Genomic DNA, 26,609 nt, shown 5'->3' with positions numbered 1-26,609 from the left:
GTCTTACTTTTCGCTTCATTTTCTAAAATATTCCATGATACAATTTAATAGAAATTTACGCTAGGGGTGACTTTTATGATAAAAATAACAGCGGATAGTACATGTGATTTATCGCCAGAATTGCTGGCGAAGTATGATATTTCACTTGCACCTTTGCATGTTTTGGTAAATGAAGAAGATTTTTTAGATGGCGTCAATATTACGCCCAAAGATATTTTCCATTTTGTCAGTGTTGAAAATAAAACTTGCTCGACAGCTGCGATTAATACATATGAATACGAGCAGTTTTTTGAGCCATTTACAAAGGATTTTGATACCGTCATTCATATTAGTTTGGGGAGCGCGTTTTCATCATGCTACCAAAACGCGCGATTAACTGCTCAAAACTTCGATAACCTAATCGTCATCGATTCTCAAAATTTATCAACTGGCAGTGGCTTGCTAGTCATTGAAGCTGCGGAACTAGCGCAGAAGGGTTGTAGTGCACAGGAAATCGAAGCACGTATTTTAGCGCTTATTCCAGAGGTCGAGGCGAGCTTTGTAATCGATAAAATGGATTATTTAAAACGTGGTGGTCGTTGCTCAAGCCTTGAAGCATTTGGCGCAACCCTTTTAAAAATTAAACCCTCTATTGAAGTTGTTCAAGGAAAAATGGAAGTGGGCAAAAAATACAGGGGGCAGTTTGCAAGCTGCCTCGAAAAATATGTCAAGGATCGCCTTGAAAATCGAACAGATATTGATACATCACGTATTTTCATTACCCACCCTGATTGCCCAGATGAACTTGTCGATCAAGTAAAAGCGATGATTAATCGCGAAGTCCAATTCGATGAAATTCTTGTAACCAATGCCGGCTGTACGGTTTCCACTCATTGCGGACCAAGTACACTAGGTATTTTATTTAAGCGCACCATTAAATAATTTGGATGCGTGAGCTTACATTAACTACAACTATCCCATAAATCAAGGGGCTGTCCCAAAAGTCATTGAAATGACTTTTGGTGGCAGCCCTATTTTAAATTTAAAAATAAGCACAAAAAAATCGTCCGTTATTGTAAAATGAAGTCACCACAACACCATTTACAGAGAGGACGATTTTTATGAGTAATCCTAAAACTACTAACCAAAATTATAACACTGAACAAACATCACTTCCACTCCAGCTTTCAGAAGAAACTACCGTTCCTAAAACAGGTCATTCCATTCCTACATTTATTCCTTATAACAATAAACAAGGGATTTCCCTTTTTGATATTCAAGACACGATTTCTACAAAACATATATCACGTGTAATTGACGAAATGATTGAACTGATAGATGACCAAGTCTTTTTCTCTCACTACAAAGGTGGCGGTCGTAGCTCTTTTCATCCAAAAATGATGACGAAAGTGATTCTCTACGGGTATTCACAAAAGGTGTACTCTTCTCGTGGGATTGAAAAATTGCTTCATGAGAATTTACCTGCAATGTGGTTGGCGGCAGGACAGAAACCAGACCATCGTACAATTAATCGTTTTCGTTCACATCAATTAAAAAATATGATGGATTCGCTATTTGAACAAATGATTCACCTTCTTATCGAACAAAACTATATTACAATGGAAAATTACTTTTTGGATGGCACAAAAATTGAAGCTGATGCCAATAAGTATTCTTTTGTATGGAAGAAATCGACTAAAAATTTTGAAGAGAAACTAAAAGAAAAGATTCGAGAAACCATTCTACATATTCAAGAAATAACAGAATCTGAATGCATACAATCTACTGTCGATAATTTGAAAGAAGACGCGACACCAGCACAATTAGAAACGATAGCGCAGGAATTAGAAGCACAAGTAAATGCCTTAACAGACGCAATTGAAGCTGAAGAAAATGTCACTGTACGTAAAGAAATCCGTTCACAGCGTAGTGTACTAAAGAAACCACTCAAATTAATTCGCGAAGATTTCCTCCCTCGCTTGGACAAATACAAAAAACAACATGAAATCTTTGGTGACCGTAATAGCTTTTCGAAAACAGATCATGACGCAACTTTTATGCGGATGAAAGATGATCACATGAAAAATGGGCAACTAAAAGCAGCTTACAATGTTCAAATGGCTACAGAAAATCAATTTATTTTATTTTACTCCATGCATCAACGTCCAACTGATACGCGCTGTTTTATTCCACACTTAGAGAAATTAGCAGCGTCTAGTTTGCCGATGCCGAAAACAGTCATAGCGGATGCTGGTTATGGAAGTGAAGAAAATTATCTTTATGCGATAGGTGACGAAATAGAACCTCGATTCGATTTTTTAATCCCATATGGCATGTATTTAAAAGAAAAATCACGTAGCTATAAAAAGAATATCAAGCATGCGAAAAATTGGGCTTACAACGAACAAGAAGATCATTTTATTTGTCCAAATGGGCAAAAAGTTACGTTTAAAAAATATCTAAATAAAAAAAATGCCTCAGGTTTTGAACAAAGTCTAAAAGTTTATGAATGTGAAGACTGTTCTGAATGTCCATTGAAGGCGCTCTGTACAAAAGCCAAAGGCAATCGCCAAGTACAATGGAATCCGATTTTTGAAGAAATGAAAGCAAAGGCAAAAGTAGCCCTTGAATGTGAAGAGAAATCACGAATCTACGCGCAACGTAAAATCGACGTAGAAAGTGTTTTTGGTCACATCAAGGGCAATCGGTCGTTCCGCAGATTTTTACTGCGGGGCATCGATAAGGTTTCCACAGAATTTGGGATAGTGGCATTGGCTCACAATCTCTTGAAAGTAGCGGGCATCCGCCAGCTACTTTCAAGAGATCTGGATAAAAACACAAAAACAGGTGTAGAAAAACGACTCGTTTTTCTACACCTGTTTATTTTAGGGACTTATTAGACAGCCCCTTGCACTGCGCGTGAAACGCGTTGTTACTGGCCCACGTCTAAAGACGCACTGAACGGTCTGGCACCTGCACTACGTTTCCTACTACCGCTAAAGCGGCTGATTTATTTTTTACTACGCTTCATTTCTTCCCCTGTAAACGGGTCAATAAATTCTTTCATCGTCATTTGGTCGTGCAATCTGTCCTCTTGTAATTGGTTTTGAATGTACGCCTGAATGACTTTTTTATTTCGTCCCACTGTATCTACATAGTAACCTCTACACCAAAATTGACGATTGCCATATCGATACTTTAAATTGGCATGTCGATCGAAAATCATTAAACTACTTTTCCCTTTTAAATACCCCATAAATTGTGACACACTTAATTTGGGCGGGATACTTACTAACATATGAATATGATCCGGGCACGCTGTAGCTTCAATAATTTCCACACCTTTTCGTTCACATAACTGGCGTAAAATTTGCCCGATATCTGCTTTGATCTTTCCATAAATGACTTGTCTTCTATACTTTGGCGCGAAGACGATGTGATACTTACAATTCCAGGTTGTATGTGCTAAACTTTTATTATCCATTTGGATACTCCTTTCGTACATAGTCGGTTGTCCAGACCTGACTCTATTGTACGACTGGAGTTTTTTTCTTGTCCATAGCTAAAAGCTTTCCGGAACCCCCCGCATAGCAGGGGGTTTTCAAAACATACAAGAACTAAGGAGTGTCTGAGAGGGACACTCCTTTTTTGCCAAGCGTGATGATTTTAGCATTTATTCCCACCTCAACCACCGTGGAAAACTGCCTACTACGAGTCAATAATACACGAACGAAGCACCGTTACTCTACATCGCAATGCATGGCAGCTTTAGCCTCGTCCCATGGAACACTATAGCCCTTCCCCTTCGCACAAAAGATGCTGGAAGATGAATAAGCTGGATCTACATCTTTATTGTAAGCGATTTGCTCGATAATTTCTTCCGTATTATGACAAACATCGTAGCCATCAAATTGCAGTGTCAAGGCCCCTTTTCCGTTTGTAAATGCCGCAAATTGGGTACTGTAATCCATGAATGTTGCAACGGGTGCGCGACCAAAAATCGTCACACTTTGCTCCGTTAGTATAGGGGCTTCAAATGTACCACTTGCTTGCTGAACATCACTCATCATACGGCCAATATGTTCGTTGCTCGCCTTCATTTTAAAACGGTAAAATGGCTCTAATAGAAGATTGTCTACTTGCTCGAGCCCTTGTCTTAGTGCACGCAATGTGGCCTCACGAAAATCTCCGCCAGCTGTATGCTTATTATGTGCTCTCCCTGTAAGAAGCGTTACGTGAATGTCGGTTATTGGAAAGCCCGTTAAAATCCCATGATGATCACGCTCGAATAGATGCTGCTCTATTAAGCGTTGATGTCCAATTGTTAAATCATCCGCATGACAAGCATTTGCAAACGTAATCCCCTTGCCACGTGGATTTGGCTCTAGTTTTATATGCACCTCCGCATAATGCTTTAATGGCTCAAAATGACCGTATCCAATCGCAGCATTTTTAATCGTTTCTTTATATAAGATTTGTGGCTTGCCGAATGTCACTTCAATTGAAAAACGTTCTTTCAACACCTCCACTAGTACCTCAAGCTGAATAACGCCCATCACATGAACCGATATTTCTTGAAACTGCTCATTCCACAAGACGCGAAGACTCGGTTCCTCTGCTTCTAGCTCACGGAAAATACGTGTTAATTCCTTTACGTGTAATGGTCCATCATAGTTTACCTTTGCCTGCAAGGTTGGCACCATATCAAAAGCTGCTTTTTCATGTTCATTTCCTAAAACATCACCAATGACCGGTGTAGATAGTCCTTTCACTGCAAAAATATCACCTGCTTCCACTTGCTGTACAGATGTAAAGCTGGAGCCATTATACAGACGAATTTCTGTTACTTTATCTGTTGCGTGACCAAACGTAAACTCATCTCGCACTTTCAATATACCTGCAGTTGATTTCATAAAAGTTATACGTTGCTTCTGATCGTGGCGAATTTTAAATACTGTCGCTCCAAACTTGGCATTGTTATTAAATTCGGTTGTTGTCAGCGTATCTACAGCATTAAAAAAATCAAGTATCCCTTCATCTTTTAATGCGGAGCCAGGCATGCAAACAATGGCTTGCCCATTTTGTACGAGTTGACGTAAACCTACTAAACTTTGCTCATCCGTTAATTCTCCATTAAAAAATAACTCCATTAACGTTTCGTCACGCTCGGCTAACCACTCCTTTACGGTAGCATCTATCCCATCTGTTAAAAGTAGTGCATTAGGGGAAAGCTCTTGCTGAATCGCCTGCATGACTTTGTCAATATCCGCTCCTTCTCGATCGACTTTGTTAATAAATATAAAGGTTGGGATCTTATGCTGCTGGAGTAATTGCCACACGGTTTCTGTATGTCCTTCAATGCCATCTACCGCGCTTACAATAATTATCGCCGCATCCATTACACGAATGGCTCGCTCCATTTCTGGTGCAAAATCGACGTGACCGGGTGTATCAATTAAAGTATATGTATGTCCTTTGTATTGAAAGCGCCCCTGCTCCGCAAAAATGGTAATGCCACGCGCACGCTCAATCGCATGATTATCTAAATGGGCATCCTGATGATCCACGCGCCCTCGTTTTTTGATTGCCTGTGTATGAAAAAGTAATTGCTCACAAAATGTCGTTTTTCCAGCGTCTACATGTGCTAATACGCCTATCGATTTGTACAAAAAAAATCACCGCTTTCCTTGCCATTCAAGTCAGTATAGCATAATTTCTAACGACGAAAAAAGAGCGCCTACAATGCGACGCTCGACTCTTTAAAAATTATAGCCCTCAAACGATTAAAAATCTTTTCTTGCATAAATTTTATTAGAGATAAAGAAAGATATGCCAAAAAGAAGGAGTGCAACTACTGGAATAATAGAGGCAACCGTTTGCCAATCTATATTACTTGGAACGGTAAAACCTAATTTCGACAATAGTAGCAAGGCGATTATCGGAATGGAACTGATCGCCAGTAGCATTATGCGACTTTTCTCCACACCGAATTTATAAATTAAGGGTAGCATAATGGCCAGTAAAATGATGCCAACAGAAGCGACCATACTGTTTGCCGCAATTAACTCCACAACTTCTACAGAGCTTTCTTTAATAAAAGTAGCAATGGCTGTAATGATAAAGGATAGGACTAAGCCTATTACTATAAATATTAGTGCGATAACGTATTTACTTTGAACCATTTGTTTCCTTGTAACAGGTAATGTCTGACCAAACACATCCCATTTTGCTTGCTTATCATAAGTAAATGAAGCTATCGGAATCATTGCAAATAAAACAATAAGCATACCAGCCACAAAACTAACCTCATCCATTGTGAAACTTAACATACTATAAAATACTACAAACACGATGATTGTTTTTAAATAGCTTTGTAAATTTAATAAATCTTTCAATACTAAACTCATCATTTTGCTACACCCCTTACATAATACAGCATAATATCATCAATCGTTGGTGTATCAATAACTAGCTCAGGAAACTTCTGCTGTACCTCCTGTTTATGATTGACTAATGCAAGCACCGCAAATTGGTTCTTTTCATAGCCAATCACATAGGTTTTGTCTAAAGCTTTAAATTGCTGCTCGCTACATTTTACGACACCGTAATTGTAAATTAAATCATCCTTCATTTCGTTTAAAATTACTTCACCATTATGAATAAACGTAATATAATCCGCAATTTTTTCTAAGTCAGTTGTAATATGTGAGGACAATAAAATAGCACGCTCCTCATCTATTATAAAGTCTTGGAAAATGTTTAAAATTTCATTGCGTACAACAGGATCTAGCCCACTTGTTGGTTCGTCTAAAATCAGTAACTTTGCATCGTACGATAACGCAATTGCAATAGACAACTTCATACGCATCCCTTTAGAAAATTCTTTTAATTTTTTTGTGTTGGGTACATTGAATTGCTGTAAATATCTGTTAAATGTTACGTCATTCCACTTTTTATACAAACCTTTCAACACTTTTGCCATTTGCCTTGGTGAAAGCTCCTCATGAAAGAAGCTTCCTTCCATCACGATTGCGATTTGCTGCATTACCTCTTTATTTGTTGCGTCAAATGGTCGACCAAATAAGGAAACTTCGCCAGCATCTTTCTGTATAGCCCCTATAATTGCTTTAATAGCCGTCGTTTTGCCCGCGCCATTTTCACCAATTAATCCTACAATACTTCCTTTTGGGATGTTTAAATTCACTTTATTTAATGAAAATGAATTGTAATGCTTGGATAAATTCTTGACTTCTAAAATTGAGTCCATTAGTCTTCTCCTTTATAAATGAGCATCAGCATCTCACTTAGTTCTTCAAACGAAATATCACTCATTTTGGCGATATCTACTGATTTTTGTAATAGATGCTCTATATTTTTTAGCTGCTCTTCACGAATAAAGTCCATATTGCGTGAAGCAACAAAGCTACCTTTTCCTTGAACAACTTCGATAAAACCATCTCGTTCAAGATCGGCATATGCTCTTTTGGTCGTAATGACACTTACCTTTAACTCTTTTGCTATGACACGAATGGAGGGTAAAAGTTCACCTTCCTGCAGCTGACCGTTCATAATTTGTGCTTTTAATTGCGAGGAAATTTGCTCATAAATTGGTTTTTCACTCGCATTACTAATAATAATATTCATAACACACCTCATGTTTATAGTGTATATACTGTGTATACACACTATAACTTACAAACAGTATATTGTCAATAAAAAAAGATATGCGTTGAACAAAATTGTTCAACGCATATCTTTTCTTTAAATTTAGAAATGATAATCATCTTCACAAATAATCATTTCTTTCGGATCATATGGCTCTATATGCACAAGTGTCATGGCATGTGGATTAAGCTGCTGCACCGCTTTTTCAATTTGCTCGGTAATGGAATGCGAATCGCGAACATTTAAATTCGGGTTCACACAAACGGTAATATCCACTAAAATCAAACTGCCGTGCTGACGTCCACGAACCTCTACCACTTCACGAACGCGTGGAATTTCGGCAACATGTTCTTCAATCGATGAAATTAACTCCGTATCAAAGCCATCCGTTAAGGAAAAGACCGCTTCTTTAAATATTTCAATCGCGGTTTTAATAATGATGATACCAATGACAAACGCCGTAATCGTATCAATAATCGCGAAGCCTAAAATCGCAGCTGTAATCCCGATTGCGGTTCCAATACTAACAAGGGCGTCTGAACGATTATCATAGGCGGCCGCTTTGACCGCGCTACTATTAATTTTTTGGGCCAGTGCAAAATTATATTTATATACTGCAAACATCACAATCGCACTGAAAATCGCAATGACAATTGTTAATACACTTGGCTCCTGATTAATCGGATGCATCATATTTTCAACAGCCGTCTTTAATACTTCAATTCCTACATAAACCATAATGAAAGAGGCAATTAGTGAAGCAATCGTCTCTGCACGAAAATGCCCGTAGCGGTGATCGTCATCAGGTGGGCGCTGTGAAATTTTTAAGCCAATTAATACCGCAATCGATGCGATAATATCGGTTGTATTATTTAAACCGTCTGCTTTTAATGCCTCGGAATCGCCTAAATAGCCGACAATTAATTTAAGTAAGCTTAAAAAAATATAGGCGATAATCGATATGTACGCGCCTTTTTCACCCGCACGTAAATTTGTATACTGCTCCACAATGTTTCCTCCCCGAAAAACTTCTGTAAACACGAAAGAGGCTACCCCTTTTCAAAAAAGAAAAGGAATAACCTCTCGAACATGCAATTTATATTTATTATAGCAAAAAATTAAATAAATTCAAATTCACCACAAGCAAAGTAACGCTATGTCGATTCAATGCCATCATTTAATACTGAACTTTATAGACATAAAGCACTTCCCCTTGTTGATTCAACAATACCGCATTTAACTGCCCGCTCATATAGCAACCCCCATCAATCGCAATATAGCGCTTGTCCTCACTCACCCACACATCATTGGATTCATGGATATACGTGACTGGAGTATGGCCAAACACATTAATGTACGGTGTTTTATTTATTGTTTCATAATGCTTACGAATCCAAATATAATCCCGCTCCGTTGTTTCCTCAAGTGTAGCGAATTGGGAGTTAAAGCCCGCATGTGTGCATAGTACATTGCCGATAATCTGAAAAGTAGGTGCTGACTCTAAAAAAGCTAGCTGTGCCTGATAATGCTGTTTTATTTCATTGGCTTGCTCGGTATAAGTTTGATCCGCTATGTCGTTTGGTAAATGTACAAGTAGACTTTGTATCGTTTCTTGACCACCATTTTTATAATAATGCTCCTGCTTTTCAATCGGATTATTTAAAAAATTCAGCAGCATTTCCTCATGATTGCCTTTCACAAAAATCACTTTGTCCTCATATATTTGCTTCAGTTCAATTACTTTTTCAATCACCTTTAATGAATCTGGTCCTCGATCGATTAAATCCCCCAAAATCACTAATGTATCCTCTTGATTCCAATACGTTAATAGTTCTTCAAATTGCTTAAAATGTCCATGTATATCGCTTACTATGAGTATATTGCTCACCAAAATCATCTGCCGTTTCTATTAGAAAATAAAGTTCATTTCCTCTACCATACCACTTTCCATGTCTTTTATGGCTACTCGATTGGCAATAATTTCATTTTCCCCTAGTACAATCACTTTGCCTACATTTTCGCGATTTGCCTTGTCCATTGCCTTACGAAGCTTTTTTCCCGATAGCTCGACGTCAACACGATTGCCCAATTTCCGCAAAGCTGTCGCCAGTTGCAATGCTTGTCTTTCGGTATTGATTGGTATAATGTACACATCGATTTCACGTGGTTTTTGTTCGATTTTATTGGCTAATTCAAAGGCTGTGTAAATCACATCTAGGCCAAATGAGATGCCAACTGTCGCCAATGATTCGTCTGTGCCTAGTAAACCACCAATCGCATTATCATAGCGTCCCCCGCTACCGATGCTCGATTTTATCGCCCCATCTGCTAAAAACAGTTCATAAATCGTACCGGTATAAATTTCTAATCCGCGCGCTAAAAATGGATTGAAAATGCAATATTGTTCGATTTGTAGTGCCTGTAAATAACCCATCAGTTCCTGAACCTCTGTCATCCCTTGTGCCACAAAGTCATTTTCCGTACGGTAGCTTTCAAAGTAGGCAAGCGTTGGTTCTGCATTTAAAAATTGCTCTATTTTTGTTAGTGAATCGGTTGTGAGCGCTAGTTCTGTTAACTCTTTCACTAAGGTAGCTCGGTCAACCTTCTCCATTTTATCTAAAATTAAAATAACACGATTCATCACTTGCGCAGGTACTTCAAATACTTGCAATAAGCCGTAAAGAAGCTTGCGGTTATTGTACTGAATTTGAATTGACACATCTAATTTTTCGAAGGCATCCACCGCCATCATCATCAGTTCTGCCTCAGCTATTTGAGACTGAACACCAACAATATCAACATCGCATTGTGTAAATTCACGGAAACGCCCCGCCTTGATCGGTCCATCACGAAACACTTTGCCGATTTCATAACGTTTAAACGGCATAGCCAAATGAGGATTCATCGCCACTACTTTGGCAAATGGAATCGTTAAATCATAGCGTAATGCTAAGTCACGTTCGCCGCGATCTGTTAGTGTGTACATTTCCTGTAAAATTTCGGCACCCCCTGCATATTTAGATGCCATGAGCTCTGTGTAGTTCAGTATCGGTGTTTCAAGTGGTTTACAGCCATATAAAATAAAGGTATCTTCTAGCGTTCTACGAATTTTACGACGCACGACCTCCTGTTCAGGTAAAAAATCTTGTGTTCCTCGTACATTTTGATAATCCATTTTCTTCATAATCTTTCGCTCCTCTCGATTTTGGGCAAATAAAAAAATCGTATTTCTATAAAGCTCCGAATGGCTTTATGTATACGATTTCACGGCGAAAAGTCTTCCTATTCGTTATTAAAAAATTTAATAAAGATAGCAAGACGTTTATTTATGTTGATGGTTCGTAGTAAATAATGACGACAAATTCAGCGGCATATAATCTTCCCCTTTCAATTAACTAGAGACTATACAGCAAAAAAATTATAGTTGCAACAGAAAATACATAAAATTCACAATTCATCGAAACATTCTTCATTATTAATCCGTATAATTATTATCGACTAAGGGGGCGGCGATTATGTTACTTGGTTATTATAGTGGACTCATCGTTTTTGTACTTTTGTTTTTCATAGTGCTTTTTGTTTGGATTAAAACCTTACAATCAAAAAATCAAAATAAGATGCCTGTTATAATGCTTGGAGTACTAATGATATTTACATTTATTGTTGCTAGTATTTATAGCATTGACTTTTATTATTTAAAAACCGAGCAAACGAAGTCAACTGCAGGTGCTTGTACGCTCGAGTTTGTTAGAGGGGGCGGAAATAGCATAGATACAACAAAAGTGACAATCGAGAACAAGACATACTCTATTAAATCGGTGCGCTACAAAAATATTGCAGATGGCACTTATTATTGTGAAATTACTTATTTGCCAGTAACGAAAATTGTCACAGAAATATCGATAAAAAAATAAGCCATGCGTAGGAATCATCATTCACTACGCATGCCTTTACTTATAATTTTCCAATATAAGCAACACTATGATTTGGGACTTCAAATACCTCATTTACTTTAAACCGATTATATAAATCCATTAACTCCTGCAAATACGCTTCAAAGTTTTCGTCGCCTTGCTTCAACGAATACGATGCAGATAAACAGCGTGCGATAAAGTCCTCCTTTGAATAATGGAGTGGGTTTGAAAAACTTTTAACTATGAACTCACCCTCAAAGAACGCTGAAAATTGCTCATCGTTTTGTTGAATGTCCCCGCTAAATCCCGTAAAGTTCTTACAATACTTTTGAAAAATCCGATACGTCTCCTGATTAACAGGTGACGCTTCATCACGCATATTCCAAATTAATAGAACGTGACCATTTGGCTTTAAAATGCGCTTACTTTCTTGTTTAAATTTTTCAACATCAAACCAATGAAAGGCTTGTGCGACGGTGATAACATCTACTGAGCAATCCTGTAATGTTGTCGCTTCACATGTTCCATTTACTATTTTCACGTTGTAAAAATACGGAATCCGCTCCGTTAACACTTTGCGCATATCGTTGTTCGGCTCTACGGCAAATACCAAATTCCCCTTCTTCAATAGTTGCTCCGTGAATTTGCCAGTACCTGCTCCGATATCAGCAATGATGGAATGTGGTGTTATATAGCCATTTTGATAGAATGCATCGATTAATTCTGCTGCATACGAGGGGCGACCTTGATCGTATTGCTGTGCTTTTCCTGTAAATTTTTCTGTATGTTTCATCGTTCATGCCTCCTACCCAATCTTATGTTTGAATGATATTCAACAGCTCTTTAAACGCTTTTTTTGCCTCTGGAACCGGGAATACTGGGAAAACATGGTTCATTTTATTATATTCAAAATAGTTGAGTGGTACAAATTGCTGCTTTGCTTTTTCACGTAGCATTTGTGCGTCTACCAGCAGCAACTCCCCTGTTCCCACAAATAGTGTGAGTTTTCCAATATCTTGTATATCCCCATTTAGTGGACTGACCTTATAATCGTGGATACCGACATTCTTTGCCCACAAACGACCGAGCTCTTGTGCCCCTTGAATGCCTAACATCGGATCATGTTTTTCAAGCTGTTTGTAGCGTGGATCTACTCCTGTCACATCTAACCACGGTGAATGCATAATAATATGCTCGGGCTGTTTTTTATTCAGTAGCTTGACATCCTGCGCAAACCCTAAGGCCAATCCTCCACCTGCGGAATCTCCCATAAAAATAAATGGCGCCTCATACTGTTCAACTAATTGCTCATATAATGCATGGATGGCCTCATAGCATTCCAGCACCGTATGTCGGGGCAGTTTTGGATAAATGGGCACGACAATTGTAAACTCAGTAGCCTTAGCAAGCTTTATTAAATAGCGCCAATGGAAGCTTAACGGATCATTTATATAAGCGCCTCCGTGAAAATAATAAATCACCTTTTTCGGTTTGCGCTGTTCGTTAATTGTATAAAAGCGCATCCCATTGATTTCATTTTTCAAAATATCATTCTTTAATCGAAATGTTTCATCTAATTGATATGGTACTTCATTATATTTACTTGCTATATATTCATCCATTAATCTGGAATTTTGAAACTTTCTCTTCGTTCCTCGCACCAATAAAAACTTTTCAAACGCTACACTTTGCCAGCTACGCATAATTCGACACCTCATTCGAGTTTATTTGTGGTACATTACCCAAAATCATTTGTCTTACAACATATGCATCTTGTACACGTTGTATCATTCAGTGAGGCACAACTTTGCACACCTCTATTAATTGTTATAATTATACAGGATATCGAAAATTTTATTCTAATAGAGGTGGACTTCTTTGTTGGGTAATTCTGTTTTTTGGGTAAGCCTATTGATCAATTTGACCATTATTTCGCTTTTATTTTTCGGCTTAAAAAAGTATTATCAAAACAAGCCAAAAGTTGACAAGGGAAAGAAATTGGCTTATTTTGCATTATCCTACCGTCGAAAATTTTGGCGCACCATTTATTCAATTCCGTTTTTACTTTTGGTGATTGTATTTATGTATTTTTTATTTGGCTTAACGCCCCTATTTATCGGCTACGTTATTTTTGTTGTGCTACTTTGCGTCGTGCAGGCTTACTACAATTATGTGAAATGGCAGGAAGAAAAGAAATCTGTTTAGTCATTTCAGTTGTCCGACTTTAAAATCTCCTCTTTACTTTTTATATACGAACACTTATACTCATATTCATAACTAGATATTGTGTTGATTTATCGCGGTACTACTAAATGTAGTTTAATAGGGAAGTTTGGTGCAAAACCAACGCTGTCCCCGCAACTGTAAATGCTGACTGAAGACGTTTGCCACTGTGCTTATGCATGGGAAGGTGTCTGACGGATGACGCAAAGCCAGGAGACCTGCCGCGCTAAATTCACGTACATTTCTTCGGGGAATAGGAAATGGAGACGAAAGCTCTATTTTTGTTTCCATTTCAAGCTATCCTTTAACCGGATGGCTTTTTTCTTTGCCCAAAATCAAATGGCGTGCACAATAAATACATGTATAACGAGGGATTTTATTATGAAACTTTACACAAAAACAATCTGCCCAAAGTGCTTATGGGTAAAATCTGAATTGGATGCGGCAAACTTACAAGTCGAGATCATTAACATCGACCATAATGAAGCAGCAAAACAAGCAATTTTGGAGGCAGGTTTTTTATCGGTTCCTGTGCTGGAAATTGATAGTGAATGGTATGCGGAGACTCCTTCCATTATGAATCGTATTTCAGAATTCAGCGCATGATTGTTTATGCTACGCGCACGGGCAATGTTCAGAGTGTGATTGGAAAACTTGGTTTACCGTCTACTCCCATTGAACAAGCTACATCCATTACGAAGCCATTTTTACTATTCACCTATACAGATGGGCTAGGCTCGATTCCCGCTGTCGTAGAAGACTATATGCAGCAGCACCACATGCTTTGTAAAGGCATTATTGTCAGTGGCAATCGCAATTTTGGTCATTCGATGTTTGGCCGTGCCGGTGATCTATTAGCAAATTATTATGAGCTCCCACTAATCGCAAAGCTAGATTTACGAGGAACGACTGCCGATTATGAGCAAATAAAGCAATTTTATAACTCCATTTGGAATGAGGCTTGATGATGAAACACTATTTAACGCTTAATAACGATATCCTTAACCGCTACCGCGCGACAGGTGAAATCGATTTACAAAAGGATAAGGACGCGACACGCCGTTACTTTTTAGAGGAGATCAATGTCCGTCTCCGCTATTTTATTGATATTGAAGAAAAAGTACGCTACCTAGTAGATGAAGGCTACTATGAAAAGGAATTTATCGAGCTGTACGCTATGGATTTCATAAAGCGTATGTACAAAAAGGCGTATGCCTATAAATTCCGCTTCCCTTCATTTATGAGTGCATCTAAATTTTATGATAGCTATGCGATGAAAAGCCGTGATGGCAAAGAAATTTTAGAAAAATATGAAGACCGCATTGTTATTATTGCGCTCTACCTTGCACAAGGTGACGAAGCATTAGCCGAACAGGCGATTGAAGCTATTATGACTGCCTACCAGCCTGCTACCCCTACTGCCCTAAACAGTGGGAAAAAAGCACGTGGTGAGCTCGTTTCCTGCTTTAAATTAACGATGGATGACACGATGAACTCAATCGCTGAAAATATCGGCTACTGCTTGGAGCTATCTCGATTAGGTGGCGGTGTTGGAGTGAATTTAACGGATTTACGTCCACTCGGTGATCCGATTAAAGGGATATTAAATCGTGCTAGCGGGGTTATGCCCGTCGCCAAATTATTAGAAAACTCCTTCAGTTATTCGAATCAGCTTGGGCAGCGTAATGGCTCAGGCGTTGTTTATTTGAATATTTTCCATGGGGATATTGAAAGCTTTATCTCATCGAAAAAGCCAAATGCCGACGACAAAATTCGTTTAGCGACCCTTTCTACCGGCATTATTATACCCGATATTTTCTTTGAACTAATGCGCCGGGATAAAGACATCGTACTATTTAGTTCCTACGATATTTACAAAGAATACGGGAAGCGCATGTCTGAAATTTCGTTGTCTGAAATGTATTACGAATTATTGGATAATCCAAATATTCGCAAGCTCAAGCGTATTAATGCACGAAAATTATATACCGAAGTGAAAAAAGCCCAATTTGAATCCGGCTATCCTTTCGAAATACTGGATGATAATGTTAATAATCATCATGCATTGAAAAATATCGGGCGCGTGAAAATGTCAAATTTATGCACGGAAATTCTTCAGTATCAGCAAACGAGCGTCATTACCGATCAAAACCAGCCAAATGAATATGGTCTAGATGTTTCCTGTAATCTCGGCTCCATTGATATTCACGAGGCAACAAAGGTACAAAGCTTTGAACAATTAGTGCAAACAGCGATGCGCTTGTTAACGAATGTATCGACGATGACTGATATCATCAACGTCCCTTCCGTTTCAAAGGCCAATAAGGTAATGCACTCGGTTGGACTTGGTGTGATGAATTTGCACGGGCACTTAGTAAGCAGCGGGATTCGCTACGGTTCAAAGGAATCCATTGCATTTGTTGATGCCTTTATGGAAGCATTGAATTATTATTCGGTAAAAGCTTCGATGGAAATCGCAAAAGAGAAGAAGGAAACATTCTATCGCTATGAGGATAGCGAATATGCTTCAGGCGCTTACTTTGAAAAATATATGAATAAAGAAACAGTCGAGCTTGATGCAATCGTTTTAGGTGCATTAGGGTCAACGCCAATCATTACAAATAAAATGTGGCAGGCGTTAAAAGAGGATGTACAAAAATATGGCTTGTTCCATAGCTACCGACTAGCCATTGCGCCTTAACAAACTAGGGCTTTCATTGTTGTAAAACAGTGTCAAAACAAGTTAAATTGCTGGGAAGCCGTAAAGCCAAAAAAACTACAACGTAATCGGAAACGATATGCGTGAATGTGGCGAAAGCAGAAAAAATTTTTTGGATAGCATAAGGTGAAAAAAAGCATAGTTGAAATCCTATGTCCTAAGTGCTTATCGAATCGGTAATCAGCAGCCAAGCACCTATCAAATGGTGAAGGTTCAACGACTATAATACTTGATAGGTAAAAAGCCATTACCTATATTGTATAGTCTACTCCCTACAAAATATCAGGAAACTGAGGGTATCAAGGACTGGTAGTATTTCATATATAAGATCTTGCACTGCTTCACTTGCACCGATTACAGAACGCGTTGAGGTACGTGACTATGCAGACTCACGAACGATTTATCCGATGCCATTTTTAACGAATGACAACAAGGAACTGTATACAGAGGCCTATGACGTCAATCCGTATGAGCTGATTGATTTATACGCAGCCGCGCAGCAGCATGTCGACCAAGGTATCTCGATGACGTTATACGTAACCGATCAATGGAACACTGAGCAGCTCGCAAAGGTGTATATTTATGCTTGGATGAAGGGTATAAAATCAGTGTATTATGTTCGTCAACGTTTACTGACAATTGAGGAGTGTGTCGCATGTCAAATTTAACTTACCAAGCCGTCAACTGGAACAAGCCTACAAGTGAGTTGGCACGCATTTTTTGGGATCAGCAATGGAAACAAATTTGGTTCCCAGAAGAAATTGCAGTCAGCAAGGATGTCAAGCAATGGAAGGAATTCGAACATCAGGATACGTACAAGAAGGTGTTTGGTGGTTTAACTTTACTCGATACCGTTCAAACAAATATTGGCATGAACGAAATTGCCAAATTCACACCTGACCTTCAAGAAAAGGCCGTTCTAACTGTATTTGGCGCATTCGAAGCCATCCATGCCAAATCGTATTCGTACATTTTCACCACACTTTGTACGAACACGGAAATCGATGAAATTTTCGAGTGGGTACAAAAAAATGAGTTTCTTCAATATAAAGCAAACCGAATTGGGGATGTTTATAAAGCGATCAAAGAAGATGATTCAGAAAGCTTATGGAAAGCGATGTTTGCTTCCGTAATGCTCGAAAGTTTCCTATTTTACTCTGGCTTTTTCTACCCGTTATACTTAGGCGGGCAAGGAACGTTACGTAACTCTGCTGAAGTGATTTCACTTATATTACGCGACGAATCAATTCACGGTGTAGCAGTTGGCTTTTTCGCACAAAACATTTTCAAAACGTTTTCTGCAGAAAAACAGCAAGAGTTAACACTATGGGGCTATGAATATTTACTGGATCTTTACCAAAATGAAATGAAGTACACTGAAGACCTTTATGCCGAAACAGGTCTTTCCCCAGAAGTAAAAAAATACGTGCGCTACAATGCCAATAAAGCACTGATGAACTTAGGCTTTGAGACGATGTTCCCTGAGGAGGAAGTAAATCCGGTTGTCATGAACGGGATTTCGAATACAGGCTCTACCTATGATTTTTTCAGTCAAAAAGGCGCTACCTATGCTATCGCAAAAGTAGCACCGATTACTGATGATACATTTAAATTTTAAACGCAACAAAGCAACTGTCTCCTAAATTGGACAGTTGCTTCTTTCGTTTAATGATGGTGATGATGCTCATAGCCATGCTCTTGCGCATACATTCTAAAGTTTTCTAAATCTTGCATGCCTGTAGATGTGCCATCAAGCGCTTGTTCCATACGTTCTAACAGCACCGTTTTCAGTTTATCATGATAGCCAAAATAACCAGCAATATCAATGGTTACATCTGAATATTGCTCCGTCAATTGGTTGGCCATTTTATGCATGCGCTCCATTAAAATTCCCGTAAATAGGAAATATGGCAGCATAATAATTTTTTTCGCACCTAATTTAACACAGCGTTTAATCCCCTGTTCCACTGTAGGCGTTGTAACCCCCATAAAGGCACTTTCCACAATCGGAACATCGAGTTGTTCCCACAGTAAACGCGTAATTTTATAAAAATCGCCGTTCGCATATGGGTCACTACCGCCACGCGCGATTAATAAAATTGCCGTGTCTTCATGCTTTTCATCAGGATTAAAGCCAATTTCAGATAAACGTGATTTTAATATTTCAAAAATCTCGTCGTGGATGCCAATTGTTTGTCCATATGTAAAACGAATATCTGGGAAATGCTCTTTTGCATGCTCAATTTCTGCAGGAATATGCATTTTTGAGTGACCTGCATGTAGTAAAATGATCGGAATAACATGCACTTCATCCGCACCCTGTTCGATACAGTTTTGAATACCATCTTCAATATTCGGTGAGGCAAATTCTAAAAAGCAAGTTTCAACAAGTAACGATGCATCAATCATCAGTCTCATTTGCTGAATAAATTGACGTACTTCCTCGTTTCCAGCTTCTAATCTACTTCCATGTCCCACAAAAAGAATTGCTTTCTTCACAGCCCCCTTCTCCTTTCTATATTTTTCGATGCCTTTAATACGATTGTCTGGTCGTTTTCGTTCGCCGTCCTGCATCGTATAAATAATCGCTTCTTCTTCTACATTTTCATGGACAATGGCACGTGCTGTTTGCTCTTGTTGTACAGAATACCAACTCCCCTTTGGATAATCGATAACGACACATTTATCTTTACAACGCCCATTACAGCGTGTACGCGATGTATGAATGCGCTCATCCAGACGATGTTGACGAATTTCATCACGGATTTGTTTAGTTACTTCCTCTGCGCCCGCCCCCATGCAAGTTGCACCATTACAAATCAAAAGATGGCGCTGCATGTTTGTTAAGTTCCAAGTTGTCATTTTTTTACCTACCTCATAATAATTGTGCCAGCGTTTGTTGAATATTCAGCTTTTCTTTTCTAATAAAGCCATGAAATTCTTTGAACGTTGACCTTTCAAAAAGTTGCAAAAGTTCGTAAACTACTTGAATAATTTTAGAGTCATCAATTTTTTTCACTAATAATTCACCTGAATTTGCTCTTCTCCCCATTTGAATAGCCCCTGCATAAAGATCGAATTTTCCATCATGATAAATAAGGGCAATATCATCACGTACAGCATTATAACAAGCAGATGTACACGCATTTAAACCTATTCGAATTCGTTTTTTCAATGGAAATTGTTCAATTTCCTGTAGAAACTTTTCCGTTATTGAAAGTGCCTCTAATCGTTCACCATCACAAAAATCACAGCATTTCACTACGGCACTAGGCTGCGGATTTACAGCATATAAACCCACAACTGTCAATTTTTCTAATGCCTCTTCTAAAAAATCTTGATGTACTGATACAATAAACCCATGGTCAGCCGAATATTTCACTGCGCCGTGGGATGCAAGTCTACTTAGTGCGATTAATTGATCTTGTGTCAAATGCTTATTAATAAGACCTGGACGAATCGTTAATGAGACAAATTCCTTTTCTACATTTAACTTCGCAAATGTTTTTGTTGGCATTGGCAATGCCATTGCCTTTTCAAAATTTTGTTCAAATTGTTTTTGTCTCATCACAACTGCTCCTTCAGTTTAGTACGCCTCTGGATATAAGCCTTTTACTAAAATTTCTAATGCCTCTGCTACACGAACTCCTTCTGATGCTGCAGATAAAGGTAAAATAACAAAATGTTCATTTTTAACGGCTGGTAATTGACTCAGTGCAGGATCATCTTTCAAAAAAGCAATTTTTTCTTCAGCTGTTGTTGAACCATAATCAATAATTACAATTGCATCTGGTGCGCGGTCCACAGTATCTTCTTTTGAAACTGTTGCCCAATTGTCTTCAATGTCACCAAAAATATTATGAGCTCCTGCCATTGTTACGAGTGTATTCATGAAATTTTGTGTTGCAGTAAAAATATCCGTTTCGCCACTATCAAAAACTAATACTTCTAATGGCTTTTCTGCTTCTGGGATTTTTACTTGAATCGCTTCAATCTCTTGATTCATTTCATTAATTAATTGTTGGCCGCGCTCTTCTACTCGGAAAATTTTAGCGATATTTGTAATATCCTGTTGCACATCCTCTAATGTTGGCGCTACTTTAACAGAAGAAGATTGTAGATAGCTGTTAATGCCTAATGTTTCAAGCTCATCACGAGTTGCAATATTTTTTTCATTAAATGCACTTGCCCATCCACCATATAAAAAATCAGCTTCTGCTGAAATCACTTGTTCTTTAGAAGGATAGCCTTCTGCTAAAACAGGAACTTGTTCATACGCTTCTTGCAAAGGTGCATAAATTTCATTATCTAAGAAAGCTGTTCCTACCATCGAATCTTCTAAGCCAAGCGCTAACATAATTTCCGTTACATGTTGATTTAGTGAAATCGCTTTTGTTGGTGCTTGCTCATAAACCGTTGTCACACCTTCGTTTTCAATTGTGACCGCCTCTTGTTGTACTGGTTCTTCTGCACTCGATTCCTTAATTTCTTTTTCATTATTACATGCGGTTAATACCATCAATGCCAATAACGCTATTGTTGCTACAATTCTCTTTTTTGTAAATTTCATTCTATAATACTCCATTATTGTGATTGATAAAAAATATATGTAATTTTTCTGTATACGGATTTTTTGAAATACCCGCTTTAACAGAAAACACATCCCCTAATAATGCCACAGTTAATAACTTATCTGGGGGGCCTTGTGCCACTAATATTCCATTTTTCATTACAAGCAGTTCATCACAATATGCTGCTGCTAAATTTAAATCATGTAAGGCAGCAATGATGGTGATCGGTAAATTTTTCACGAGCTCCATTAGCTGTAATTGATGCTCTACATCTAAATGGTTTGTAGGCTCATCTAGAACTAAAATATCTGCCTGTTGTGCAAGCGCACGAGCCAACATAACTCTTTTCTTTTCGCCCCCCGATAATTCCTGTAGTGTTCGATTCTCTAAGTGGCTAATATCTGCAAGCTGCATGCATTCTTCGACAATCGAAAAATCCTCTGCCTTATCGGTTGAAAGCCATTTTTTATAAGGTGTGCGCCCCATCAACACTAAATCTCTTACAGTGAAATCAAACAGTAATGTGGATTCTTGACTAACAACCGCCATTTTTTGTGCAAATTTCTTCGCTGAAATATCCCATATTTCATTTTCATGCAGTGTAATTATGCCCGCTGTTTGTTTAAAATGCCGATAAATTATTTTTAACATTGTCGATTTACCACTACCATTTGGACCAATTATTCCGACAAACTGACCCGCTGCTATCTCAAGGGAAATGTGACGTAGAATTTCCTTTTCTTGAACGGAAAATTCAATGTTATCTAGTTTTAACAGCTTAATCACCCTCTCCGAACGTATATCTTTGTCGTCGTAACATCCAAATGAAAAATGGTCCGCCACATAGCGCTGTTAATATTCCAATAGGCATTTCTTCTGGTGCAATAAATACTCGAGCCCCTACATCTGCCCACACAATAAATATGGCTCCTAACAATGCACTAAACGGTAAAACAACTTTATAGTTCGAGCCAACCGCCATCCTTACAATATGGGGAACAACTAACCCAACGAAACCGATGCTTCCACTAACTGCTACTACAACGCCTGTTAGTAACGAAACCGTAATAATAATAAAAATCCTAAAATACTCGACATTTATCCCCATAGTATTAGCCGTTTCTTCTCCTAGTAATAACGCGTTTAATTGGCGATAATTACTCCATAACAAAATAAAAACAACGACTAAAACAATACTTGGAATCACTAAATTAGACCATTTTGCACCAGCTAAACTGCCGAGCATCCAATGCATCACTGCCTGAATGCCCCCTTGCTCCTTCGACATCATTAAAATAAAATTAGTTACTGCACTAAAAACCATTGAAATCGCAATCCCTGCTAATAAAAGCCGTATGACAGATGTTCGCCCATTCACACGTGCTAATAAAAACACTAACGACACCGCTATAATTGCACCTACAAAAGCTGCAAAAGATAAAGCATAGACACCTAAAAAGCTGAACATGCCTAATAAAATCACTGCAGTCGCTCCAACAGAGGCACCCGATGAAACCCCTAAAATGTAAGGATCGGCAATTGAATTTTTTACCAATGCTTGAACAGCGGCTCCACAAATAGCTAATGCCGCACCGACAATGGCTGCTAAAATAACGCGTGGTGTCCGAATTTCCCAAATAATAATTTGCTGTGCATTTGATGCAAATACATTATTAGTGAATCCTAGTTTATAAAACAATACATCAAAAATAAGTGACTGCGTAATCCCTACAGAACCAACTAAAATGCCTCCAATCATAGAAATTGCGAGGATTATACTAAAAAGCAATAAATATACATAAATTTTTCTTTTACTCATGAATTTCTAGCGGCTCCCAGCTAATAATCGCCGCATAAAATATGTGACGGTACTCGATCATACCGTTCTGTTTTTTTATAAATGGTGCTAAGGCAGCCTTTACATGCTCGATATCAAAATGCTCATTCAGTATTTTTTTACTCTGCGCAGCGTATAACGCGTCCTCATTTTCGTAGCGATATATTCGCTCCAGCTTTAGCATTTCACAATCAGCATAAATCCCAAGCTGGTAGAGCATATTGACGATTTGAATATAATCACGACGAGGGTATTTGATTTCATAGCCAAATGTTTTGTGTAGTACCTCGTAATGTGGCTGAATCGGTCCTGTTGTTAGTCCAATAATCGCACGCTTTTTCGCGAGGGCATTCATTTTTAAAAGCGTTTCATTCATTTCATACATGCGATAATAGCAATTCACACCAATGACTACATCATGTGGCTCCAGCACGGCTTCTTCCCATTTTGCATGGACAAACTGTACCCTTTCTTCTTCAACGAAATACTGTTGTAAATAATGGAGCACGCTTTTTGAGCCATCTACTAATGTTAATTTCTCAACATCCTCTTGTAAGGAAAATGTATAGTTACCCCAACCTGGTCCAATCTCGATGCAGCTAGCCTTTTCTGGGATATGGCGCTTCATTTTGTCATAAATTTGTTTGGTATGGGCGTCGGTTTGCTTATACGTTTTCTTTTGCATCGATTGCGCCCAAAATGCTTCTTCTAAATCGTCATTGATCATTCGTTCTGGCATCTTGCCATGCCAATCATGCATACCTGCTTTCCATTGCTGTTCAAAATCGATTGTTAGTGGGGATTCCTTCATCTAATGAATCTCCTTTCATTAGGAAAACGTTTTATTTTCTTGAAACCAAGCAATTTGATCGTGTAATTGCACAACCTCGCCGACTAAAATCATTGCGGGATTTGTAATTTGCGTCGCGGCTATTTGCTCGCGTATTGTAGCAAGCTGGCCTGTGACCGTACGCTGATGATCGGTTGTTCCCCATTCAATTACGGCAACCGGGGTTTGTGCTGATTTGCCATGTGCGATGAGCTTTTCGGTAATGAGTTCAATATTCCCAACCCCCATATAAAAGGCGATTGTATCGATTTGTGCTAACGCATTCCAATGTAAATAATCCTGGCCCTTTTCCTCACGTCCATGCCCCGTCACGATGGCAAAGCTGTTTGAATAATCACGATGCGTCACTGGAATACCAGAATAGGCAGGTGCTGCAATACCCGCCGAAATCCCCGGGACGATTTCAAATAACACATCACGCTCCTTTAAATACAGTGCTTCCTCAGCGCCACGACCAAAAACAAACGGATCGCCCCCCTTTAAACGGACGACTTGCTTATTTCCTTTCGCATGACTTACAAGCGCTTCGTTAATTTCTTGCTGAATAAGCGCGTGCTTTCCAGGTTCTTTGCCACAATAAATTAACTCGGCATCTTTTTTGGCATGCTGTAAAATGACCGGATTGACGAGACGATCATATAAAATCACATCCGCCAACTGAATGCATTCGAGCGCACGAATGGTTAGTAATTTCGGATCTCCTGGACCCGCACCAACGATATATACAAAGCCGTTCACATTGATTCACCCTCTACTAATTGTTGTAAAAATTCCTCACAGCGTTCCAACTGCTCTTGCTGCACCCACTGTAATACTTGTGGCTCCAAAAGGGCTGCTAATGCACGACGCTTGTCTTCCCCTTCGAATCGAGCTAAGATGGTTTGTCTTCCACGCTTTAAAAAAGCAACATAATTTTCATAGCTTGAATCAAATTGCTCACTTAATTGCTGTTTTACTTGTCGGGTAAAGGCTGGGCTTGCTCCAGAAGTGGATACGGTAAGTACAAAATCACCACGGCGGACAACAGCCGGGCTTATAAAATCCATTCGTCCATTGACATCCGCGCGCGTGAACAATTGCCAATGCTGGGTGGCCTGTTCGATTTGATCATTGACTGCCTCATCATTTGTTGTAGCAAAAATGATCATCGCATCATCTAAGTCAGCTGGCTCGAAATATTTATCACGCCAATTTATGACACCTTGTTGAACAAATTGTTGCAAAGTCGCTGTTAGCATTGGGCTAATTACGGTAATGACCGCTTTTGTCGCCAGTAAGCTCTCTATTTTTTGTGTCGCCACATGCCCCCCACCAACAACGACGATTTTTTTATAATCGACATTGAGCATAACAGGGAAATAACTCATCTTCAGTCCTCCTAAGTTGTTACGATTATTTGCGAACAATCATACAAGATAAATAGTTCAAATCCGTGCCGCGTAAGTTTTCAACATCCCAAATTACTTCTTCATCGGACGTCACCTTTGTCACAACATGGGTATTTTTTATTAAATTCATTTCTTCCAGCAAATCTAGCATTTGATCTAATACCTTCGCGATTTTAATAAATACGATGCCATCATGCGTTTCAAGCACTTTACGCATCTCTTCTTTATTCGTCGTTGCGGGAATCATTGCCACATGATCATCGCCATCTGCTAACGGAATATGAAGGCGATTCGCTGTTCCATTAAATGAAGAAATACCTGCAACGGATTGCATCGGTACATCTGGATGCTGTGCTTTCATTAATTTCATCAAATGAATATATGTACTAAATAGCATTGGATCCCCCTCTGTAACAAAGGCTACATCCTTACCTTCCTGTAAATAGGCATAAATTTGTTCGACCGATTTGGCCCATTCCTGCTGTAAGGTGTCCTCATCCTTCGTCATTGGAAATACGAGCCCTAGCATGATTTTTTGCTGTGGGTCTACATAGAGGTCAATAATTTTTTGGGCATAAGATTTACTACCGCGCATTTTTTTCGGGTATGCAATTACAGGACATTCCTTTAATTTTCGAAAAGCTTTAATTGTTACTAATTCGGGATCCCCCGGGCCAACGCCTACTCCGTATAAAGTTCCTAGTGTCATTGTTTACTTCTCCTCTTTAAAAAAATTCATAAAAAAAAGCCTATTTCCGGCAAATGCTAGAAATAGGCATAAACATCCTTATAAGTATATAAAAATACTAAATAAACGTAATGGTCGCCGTCCTTCTCCCACCGAAAAGTCGTGTTGCAATAATAAAGCAGGTTTCCTGGCTCAAGCGTCATTTTACTATCACATCTTCCCATCATTTTGACAGTGATTAATTGTGATTTCATCAGCTATTACAGTAGCGGGGGCTGCATTAGATTTTTACTAATTTCCCTTTTACCTCTTATAAAAAGAGCACTTTATTACAAAAATTATGAAGTTAACGTTACTCTACCATGCTCGTATTATTTTGACAATAACAATTGCCGAACAATTATTACGATTCAAAAGAAAAAGAAGTTAAAACTAGCGAGCTTTCCCCATGAACGACAAATTAGTTTACATATTTCTCGACAAAAACTTCTTTTTTAGAGAATTCAAAAAAATAATGATGACAAATAAAAAAACAAGTGATACTATTTTCTTCACATGGTGAAAATTGAATGATTTTTGGTGCTTTTACGAGCTTAATAGGGAAACCGGTGCAAATCCGGTGCTGTCCCGCAACTGTAACTTGGAGTATTACATAATACGTCACTGCATTTTTATGCGGGAAGACATGTACTACGTTGAAGAGAAGTCAGGAGACCTGCCAACAATTAAGTTATTCAACCCTACGAGGATAGGTGCGTGAAACAAGCTAAACCGC

General features: G+C 38.6%; 28 protein-coding genes and 3 riboswitches. Of the genes, 9 read left to right on the top strand and 19 right to left on the bottom strand.

Going from position 1 to position 26,609, the window contains the following annotated elements:
- Positions 1-75 precede the first annotated feature (75 nt).
- Positions 76-921, top strand: a complete 846-nt coding sequence (locus tag MKX47_RS08210) for a DegV family protein (RefSeq protein WP_340772852.1) — start codon at positions 76-78, stop codon at positions 919-921.
- A 179-nt stretch (positions 922-1,100) separates the two neighbouring features.
- On the top strand, positions 1,101-2,879 hold the full coding sequence (locus MKX47_RS08205; protein ID WP_340772850.1) for an IS1182 family transposase: 1,779 nt from the start codon (positions 1,101-1,103) through the stop codon (positions 2,877-2,879).
- 110 nt (positions 2,880-2,989) lie between these two features.
- Here MKX47_RS08205 and tnpA read toward each other — a convergent pair whose 3' ends face one another.
- The 8 genes from tnpA to MKX47_RS08165 form a co-directional block, all read right to left on the bottom strand.
- Positions 2,990-3,463, bottom strand: a complete 474-nt coding sequence (gene tnpA / locus MKX47_RS08200; RefSeq protein WP_340772063.1) for an IS200/IS605 family transposase — start codon at positions 3,461-3,463, stop codon at positions 2,990-2,992.
- 256 nt (positions 3,464-3,719) lie between these two features.
- A complete protein-coding gene (locus MKX47_RS08195; protein WP_340772848.1) occupies positions 3,720-5,648 on the bottom strand; it encodes a translation factor GTPase family protein in 1,929 nt (642 codons plus the stop codon).
- A gap of 114 nt (positions 5,649-5,762) precedes the next feature.
- Positions 5,763-6,389 (bottom strand): ABC-2 transporter permease, encoded by a 627-nt coding sequence (locus MKX47_RS08190; protein ID WP_340772847.1) that lies wholly within the window; start codon positions 6,387-6,389, stop codon positions 5,763-5,765.
- A complete protein-coding gene (locus MKX47_RS08185) occupies positions 6,386-7,246 on the bottom strand; it encodes an ABC transporter ATP-binding protein (protein ID WP_340772845.1) in 861 nt (286 codons plus the stop codon). Before MKX47_RS08185 ends, MKX47_RS08190 begins: the two co-directional genes overlap by 4 nt.
- Entirely contained in the window at positions 7,246-7,623 is a 378-nt protein-coding gene (locus MKX47_RS08180) for a GntR family transcriptional regulator (protein WP_340772843.1), read from the bottom strand. Before MKX47_RS08180 ends, MKX47_RS08185 begins: the two co-directional genes overlap by 1 nt.
- Positions 7,624-7,746: 123 nt before the next feature.
- Entirely contained in the window at positions 7,747-8,652 is a 906-nt protein-coding gene (locus tag MKX47_RS08175; RefSeq protein ID WP_340772841.1) for a cation diffusion facilitator family transporter, read from the bottom strand.
- A gap of 169 nt (positions 8,653-8,821) precedes the next feature.
- Positions 8,822-9,532 carry a metallophosphoesterase family protein gene (locus tag MKX47_RS08170; protein WP_340772838.1) on the bottom strand — a complete coding sequence of 237 codons (711 nt, stop codon included), beginning with the start codon at positions 9,530-9,532 and terminating at the stop codon, positions 8,822-8,824.
- Positions 9,533-9,553: 21 nt separating this feature from the next.
- The gene (locus MKX47_RS08165) at positions 9,554-10,828 is read right to left on the bottom strand and encodes a histidine--tRNA ligase (RefSeq protein ID WP_340772836.1); all 1,275 of its coding nucleotides are present in this window, start codon (positions 10,826-10,828) and stop codon (positions 9,554-9,556) included.
- 331 nt (positions 10,829-11,159) lie between these two features.
- On the opposite strand from MKX47_RS08165, the gene MKX47_RS08160 reads away from it, so the two are divergent.
- Positions 11,160-11,558, top strand: a complete 399-nt coding sequence (locus MKX47_RS08160) for a cobalamin biosynthesis protein CobN (RefSeq protein ID WP_340772834.1) — start codon at positions 11,160-11,162, stop codon at positions 11,556-11,558.
- Between the two features lie 40 nt (positions 11,559-11,598).
- Here the strand turns inward: MKX47_RS08160 and MKX47_RS08155 are convergent, their stop codons facing one another.
- The gene (locus MKX47_RS08155; RefSeq protein WP_340772831.1) at positions 11,599-12,351 is read right to left on the bottom strand and encodes a class I SAM-dependent methyltransferase; all 753 of its coding nucleotides are present in this window, start codon (positions 12,349-12,351) and stop codon (positions 11,599-11,601) included.
- 22 nt (positions 12,352-12,373) lie between these two features.
- Positions 12,374-13,261, bottom strand: coding sequence for an alpha/beta hydrolase (locus MKX47_RS08150; protein ID WP_340772829.1), 888 nt, complete (start codon positions 13,259-13,261; stop codon positions 12,374-12,376).
- A gap of 178 nt (positions 13,262-13,439) precedes the next feature.
- Between MKX47_RS08150 and MKX47_RS08145 the strand changes: the two genes are divergently transcribed.
- From MKX47_RS08145 to nrdF, 6 genes are all read left to right on the top strand, one after another.
- On the top strand, positions 13,440-13,763 hold the full coding sequence (locus tag MKX47_RS08145) for an ATPase (protein ID WP_340772827.1): 324 nt from the start codon (positions 13,440-13,442) through the stop codon (positions 13,761-13,763).
- Positions 13,764-13,841: 78 nt separating this feature from the next.
- Positions 13,842-14,021: riboswitch (cobalamin riboswitch) on the top strand.
- Between the two features lie 141 nt (positions 14,022-14,162).
- Positions 14,163-14,387, top strand: coding sequence for a glutaredoxin family protein (locus tag MKX47_RS08140; protein ID WP_340772826.1), 225 nt, complete (start codon positions 14,163-14,165; stop codon positions 14,385-14,387).
- On the top strand, positions 14,384-14,746 hold the full coding sequence (nrdI, locus tag MKX47_RS08135; RefSeq protein ID WP_340772823.1) for a class Ib ribonucleoside-diphosphate reductase assembly flavoprotein NrdI: 363 nt from the start codon (positions 14,384-14,386) through the stop codon (positions 14,744-14,746). The genes MKX47_RS08140 and nrdI overlap by 4 nt, the downstream gene beginning before the upstream one ends.
- Before the next feature lie 2 nt (positions 14,747-14,748).
- Positions 14,749-16,482, top strand: a complete 1,734-nt coding sequence (locus MKX47_RS08130) for a ribonucleoside-diphosphate reductase subunit alpha (protein ID WP_340772821.1) — start codon at positions 14,749-14,751, stop codon at positions 16,480-16,482.
- Between the two features lie 278 nt (positions 16,483-16,760).
- Positions 16,761-17,168: a hypothetical protein gene (locus tag MKX47_RS08125; RefSeq protein ID WP_340777761.1), complete on the top strand. Its 408-nt coding sequence runs from the start codon at positions 16,761-16,763 to the stop codon at positions 17,166-17,168.
- Positions 17,156-18,118 carry a class 1b ribonucleoside-diphosphate reductase subunit beta gene (gene nrdF, locus MKX47_RS08120; RefSeq protein WP_340772817.1) on the top strand — a complete coding sequence of 321 codons (963 nt, stop codon included), beginning with the start codon at positions 17,156-17,158 and terminating at the stop codon, positions 18,116-18,118. The genes MKX47_RS08125 and nrdF overlap by 13 nt, the downstream gene beginning before the upstream one ends.
- Before the next feature lie 47 nt (positions 18,119-18,165).
- On the opposite strand, the gene MKX47_RS08115 is transcribed toward nrdF, so the two are convergent.
- Genes MKX47_RS08115 through cobI form a run of 9 tightly spaced genes read right to left on the bottom strand, consistent with a single transcriptional unit; the run spans position 18,166 to position 25,855 of the window.
- Complete coding sequence (locus tag MKX47_RS08115) at positions 18,166-19,362, bottom strand: CbiX/SirB N-terminal domain-containing protein (RefSeq protein WP_340772815.1); 1,197 nt, start codon at positions 19,360-19,362, stop codon at positions 18,166-18,168.
- Between the two features lie 13 nt (positions 19,363-19,375).
- A complete protein-coding gene (locus tag MKX47_RS08110) occupies positions 19,376-20,068 on the bottom strand; it encodes a sulfite reductase (protein WP_340772814.1) in 693 nt (230 codons plus the stop codon).
- A gap of 18 nt (positions 20,069-20,086) precedes the next feature.
- Positions 20,087-21,070 (bottom strand): ABC transporter substrate-binding protein, encoded by a 984-nt coding sequence (locus tag MKX47_RS08105; RefSeq protein ID WP_340772812.1) that lies wholly within the window; start codon positions 21,068-21,070, stop codon positions 20,087-20,089.
- Between the two features lies 1 nt (position 21,071).
- Complete coding sequence (locus MKX47_RS08100) at positions 21,072-21,848, bottom strand: ABC transporter ATP-binding protein (protein WP_340777760.1); 777 nt, start codon at positions 21,846-21,848, stop codon at positions 21,072-21,074.
- Position 21,849: 1 nt separating this feature from the next.
- On the bottom strand, positions 21,850-22,890 hold the full coding sequence (locus MKX47_RS08095; RefSeq protein ID WP_340772811.1) for a FecCD family ABC transporter permease: 1,041 nt from the start codon (positions 22,888-22,890) through the stop codon (positions 21,850-21,852).
- Positions 22,883-23,719: a class I SAM-dependent methyltransferase gene (locus MKX47_RS08090; RefSeq protein WP_340772809.1), complete on the bottom strand. Its 837-nt coding sequence runs from the start codon at positions 23,717-23,719 to the stop codon at positions 22,883-22,885. Before MKX47_RS08090 ends, MKX47_RS08095 begins: the two co-directional genes overlap by 8 nt.
- A gap of 18 nt (positions 23,720-23,737) precedes the next feature.
- Positions 23,738-24,496, bottom strand: a complete 759-nt coding sequence (gene cobA, locus MKX47_RS08085) for a uroporphyrinogen-III C-methyltransferase (protein ID WP_340772806.1) — start codon at positions 24,494-24,496, stop codon at positions 23,738-23,740.
- Positions 24,493-25,125: a precorrin-2 dehydrogenase/sirohydrochlorin ferrochelatase family protein gene (locus MKX47_RS08080; protein WP_340772804.1), complete on the bottom strand. Its 633-nt coding sequence runs from the start codon at positions 25,123-25,125 to the stop codon at positions 24,493-24,495. Before MKX47_RS08080 ends, cobA begins: the two co-directional genes overlap by 4 nt.
- 25 nt (positions 25,126-25,150) lie before the next feature.
- The gene (gene cobI / locus MKX47_RS08075; protein WP_340772802.1) at positions 25,151-25,855 is read right to left on the bottom strand and encodes a precorrin-2 C(20)-methyltransferase; all 705 of its coding nucleotides are present in this window, start codon (positions 25,853-25,855) and stop codon (positions 25,151-25,153) included.
- 139 nt (positions 25,856-25,994) lie between these two features.
- Positions 25,995-26,178: riboswitch (cobalamin riboswitch) on the bottom strand.
- Between the two features lie 216 nt (positions 26,179-26,394).
- Positions 26,395-26,571: riboswitch (cobalamin riboswitch) on the top strand.
- Positions 26,572-26,609 lie beyond the last annotated feature (38 nt).

The sequence above is a fragment of the Solibacillus sp. FSL R7-0668 genome, from assembly GCF_038006205.1.
Taxonomy (GTDB): domain Bacteria; phylum Bacillota; class Bacilli; order Bacillales_A; family Planococcaceae; genus Solibacillus.
The sequence above is the reverse complement of the archived record's forward strand: the minus strand, read 5'-3'. Positions and strand labels throughout refer to the sequence as shown.

Bases quoted from the DNA above. Each gene is read 5' to 3' on its own strand.
- MKX47_RS08210 (WP_340772852.1), top strand. From the start codon at position 76: ATGATAAAAATAACAGCGGATAGTACATGTGATTTATCGCCAGAATTG.
- MKX47_RS08205 (WP_340772850.1), top strand. From the start codon at position 1,101: ATGAGTAATCCTAAAACTACTAACCAAAATTATAACACTGAACAAACA.
- tnpA (WP_340772063.1), bottom strand. From the start codon at position 3,463: ATGGATAATAAAAGTTTAGCACATACAACCTGGAATTGTAAGTATCAC.
- MKX47_RS08190 (WP_340772847.1), bottom strand. From the start codon at position 6,389: ATGATGAGTTTAGTATTGAAAGATTTATTAAATTTACAAAGCTATTTA.
- MKX47_RS08185 (WP_340772845.1), bottom strand. From the start codon at position 7,246: ATGGACTCAATTTTAGAAGTCAAGAATTTATCCAAGCATTACAATTCA.
- MKX47_RS08180 (WP_340772843.1), bottom strand. From the start codon at position 7,623: ATGAATATTATTATTAGTAATGCGAGTGAAAAACCAATTTATGAGCAA.
- MKX47_RS08165 (WP_340772836.1), bottom strand. From the start codon at position 10,828: ATGAAGAAAATGGATTATCAAAATGTACGAGGAACACAAGATTTTTTA.
- MKX47_RS08160 (WP_340772834.1), top strand. From the start codon at position 11,160: ATGTTACTTGGTTATTATAGTGGACTCATCGTTTTTGTACTTTTGTTT.
- MKX47_RS08155 (WP_340772831.1), bottom strand. From the start codon at position 12,351: ATGAAACATACAGAAAAATTTACAGGAAAAGCACAGCAATACGATCAA.
- MKX47_RS08150 (WP_340772829.1), bottom strand. From the start codon at position 13,261: ATGCGTAGCTGGCAAAGTGTAGCGTTTGAAAAGTTTTTATTGGTGCGA.
- MKX47_RS08140 (WP_340772826.1), top strand. From the start codon at position 14,163: ATGAAACTTTACACAAAAACAATCTGCCCAAAGTGCTTATGGGTAAAA.
- nrdI (WP_340772823.1), top strand. From the start codon at position 14,384: ATGATTGTTTATGCTACGCGCACGGGCAATGTTCAGAGTGTGATTGGA.
- MKX47_RS08130 (WP_340772821.1), top strand. From the start codon at position 14,749: ATGAAACACTATTTAACGCTTAATAACGATATCCTTAACCGCTACCGC.
- nrdF (WP_340772817.1), top strand. From the start codon at position 17,156: ATGTCAAATTTAACTTACCAAGCCGTCAACTGGAACAAGCCTACAAGT.
- MKX47_RS08115 (WP_340772815.1), bottom strand. From the start codon at position 19,362: ATGACAACTTGGAACTTAACAAACATGCAGCGCCATCTTTTGATTTGT.
- MKX47_RS08110 (WP_340772814.1), bottom strand. From the start codon at position 20,068: ATGAGACAAAAACAATTTGAACAAAATTTTGAAAAGGCAATGGCATTG.
- MKX47_RS08105 (WP_340772812.1), bottom strand. From the start codon at position 21,070: ATGAAATTTACAAAAAAGAGAATTGTAGCAACAATAGCGTTATTGGCA.
- MKX47_RS08095 (WP_340772811.1), bottom strand. From the start codon at position 22,890: ATGAGTAAAAGAAAAATTTATGTATATTTATTGCTTTTTAGTATAATC.
- MKX47_RS08090 (WP_340772809.1), bottom strand. From the start codon at position 23,719: ATGAAGGAATCCCCACTAACAATCGATTTTGAACAGCAATGGAAAGCA.
- MKX47_RS08080 (WP_340772804.1), bottom strand. From the start codon at position 25,125: ATGAGTTATTTCCCTGTTATGCTCAATGTCGATTATAAAAAAATCGTC.
- cobI (WP_340772802.1), bottom strand. From the start codon at position 25,855: ATGACACTAGGAACTTTATACGGAGTAGGCGTTGGCCCGGGGGATCCC.